Consider the following 2,336-nt stretch of genomic DNA (forward strand, 5'->3'; position numbering starts at 1 on the left):
CCTATCGGCGGGTCCGGGATGTACTATGGCCAGGGCGCGGGCGGGGGGGCCCCCCCCGGTGGCCACCCGGCCCGGACGGGGGCCGGGGGGCGGGGCCTGCGCCGGGCCCGTGCTCCCGGGGCCCGTGGTGGGGGCGGCGGGATCTCGGGTGGTGGGCGCGGCGGTGGGCCGGGGCGCGCCGCTGCCGGGCCCGGCGCGGTCCTGGCCGGCGGCGGCCCGGAAGGGGTCCCAGACCATGCCGGTGGCGACGCAGGCCCCGGCGAGGAGGAAGGCGACGAGGAGGGCGAGCAGGGGCCGCTTCCCGAGCGGCCGTGGCCGGCGGCGGTGGGACGAGGGCCGCGAAGGGCCGTCCTTCCGCCGGTGAGAGCGCCCGTCCGCCGTCATCTCGCAGCCCCTCCCAGGAACGTGCCCCGGCCCGGGGCTGCACAGCAGTAGAGCGGATTCCCGGCCCCCGGACAACCGTTCCCGGGGACGCGGGCCGCGACGGCGCGCGCCCCTTCGGCCGTCCCGCGTACCGGACCTGCGGCGATCCGGCCACCCCGGTGCCGTGACCGGCGCGGCCGACCGGTCACGGCACTGGGCGGTCACGGCACCGGGCGGTCACGGCACCGGGCGGGGGCCAGGCGGGCGAGGAGGGCGCGGGCGGTGCGGTTGCCCCCGGCTGCGCGGAGGCGGACCCGTAGTCTGCGCGCCGCCTCGGTTACCCGGGCCGACTCCAACGGGCCCACCGTGTCCAGCAGTTCGTGCCAGGTCGCGCAGGCCCGCTCCAGGTGGCCGCGATCCAGCTGGAGTTCGGCGAGCCGTGCGGAGGTGACGGCACGGGCACGGCGTTCGGCGGGCGGGCGGTGGCGCAGCGAGGAGGACAGGGCCGCCACGGCGCCCGCCGTGTCGCCCAGCGCGGCCAGGACCTCGGACTGCTGGTGGTGGTAGGCGGCCCGGTGGTAGTCGCCGATCGGGGCGCACCGGCCCGTCGCGCGTTCCAGCAGCCTTTCGGCACGGCCCAGATGGGTCAGGGCGGCGCGCCGGTCTCCGCAGGCGGCCTCCGCGACGGCGAGCTGGCCGGTGACGAACGCCGCCTGGACCGGAGGCAGTCGGGGGACGTCTCGGGCTGCGGCCTCGGCCAGCTCCAGGGCCTGCTTGCGGTGGCCCAGGTGGTGGGCCTGGACGCTCATGGCCCGGAGCACGGGCGCGTGGCACCGCGGGTCCCCCGCCTCCCGGCCCAGCCTCAGCGCCGACCGGTAGTAGGCCTGGGCGAGGCCCTGTTCGTTGCCGTCGAAGCACAGGAATCCGGCCGTGTAGGCGAGGCGGGCGGCGCTGCCGAGCAGCCGGTGGCGGACGGCGGGCGGCGCGTCGGCGCTCAGCCAGGGGACGACGGTGGTGGTGAGGTAGGCGGTCAGGGCCGGGCGGACCCGACCGCTGCCGTACGCCATGTCGGCGTCCCGGAACACCGGCAGCAGGGCCTCGGCCGCCGCGACGTGGTGGTGTTCGAGCCGGGCCCCCGGAGGGGTCCGCGGGGCCGCGGCCCCGGCCGGCGGTTCCTCGCGGGGCCGCCAGGCGGAGGAGTAGACCGGGACCTCGCCGGAGGGTCCCCCGGCCAAGCCGGCCGCGCCGGGCCCGGTGCCGTACGGGGCGGCGGATGCACCCGCGGTCGTACCGCCGGTCGTACCGCCGGTCGTGCCCGGTGCCCCGCCCGCCGTGCCCCCGGGCGGTTTCCGGGACGCGCCCGCACCCGACGCGGCCCGGGCGAGCCCGGTGTCGGCCGCGCTGATCCGGCGGCCGGTCCGCCGGCTCAGCGCCTCGGCGGCGAGGGCCACCACGTGGGCGGAGGGTCGGGTGCCGGCGAGCCAGTGGGAGACGGACGTGCGGTCGTAGCGCAGGGTGAGACCGGTCTCGGCCGCCACGCCGTTCACGGCGCGGGCGAAGTCCTGCCCGCTCCAGCGGGCGTCGTTCAGGAGGGTGCGCAGTCGTCCGTTGGGTTCACGCTCGGCCATCAGAACCGCCCAGGTCGCCGGGTCGTACAGGTGTCCACCGCTTCAACGCGGCCGGACATTCAACACGTCGGGGTCGCGGCGGACGTACCGGGTCCGGCCGTCCTGCGCCTCACTAGGACCTGTGCACACCGTGACACACGGCCGCGTCCCGTGCCCCTGGCGTACGGGAGCACTACGGGCCCCGGCGGAGCGGAACCGGTCCCCCCGGCTCACTCCGTCACGCCGCGCACCCCTCGCCCCCCCCCCCCCCCCCCCCCCCCCCCCCCCCCCCCCCCCCCCCCCCCCCCCCCCCCCCCCCCCCCCCCCCCCCCCCCCCCCCCCCCCCCCCCCCCCCCCCCCCCCCCC

General features: G+C 79.5%; 1 protein-coding gene and 1 pseudogene. Both read right to left on the reverse strand.

What is annotated here, in order from left to right; genetic code table 11:
* Positions 1 to 384: pseudogene (locus ACEPPI_RS40335) on the reverse strand (hypothetical protein); the annotation flags it as partial.
* A gap of 200 nt (positions 385 to 584) precedes the next feature.
* Positions 585 to 1,991 carry a hypothetical protein gene (locus ACEPPI_RS40340; RefSeq protein WP_373920216.1) on the reverse strand — a complete coding sequence of 469 codons (1,407 nt, stop codon included), beginning with the start codon at positions 1,989 to 1,991 and terminating at the stop codon, positions 585 to 587.
* Positions 1,992 to 2,336: the final 345 nt, after the last annotated feature.

The organism is Streptomyces sp. AB3(2024) (assembly GCF_041862025.1).
Classification (GTDB): domain Bacteria; phylum Actinomycetota; class Actinomycetes; order Streptomycetales; family Streptomycetaceae; genus Streptomyces.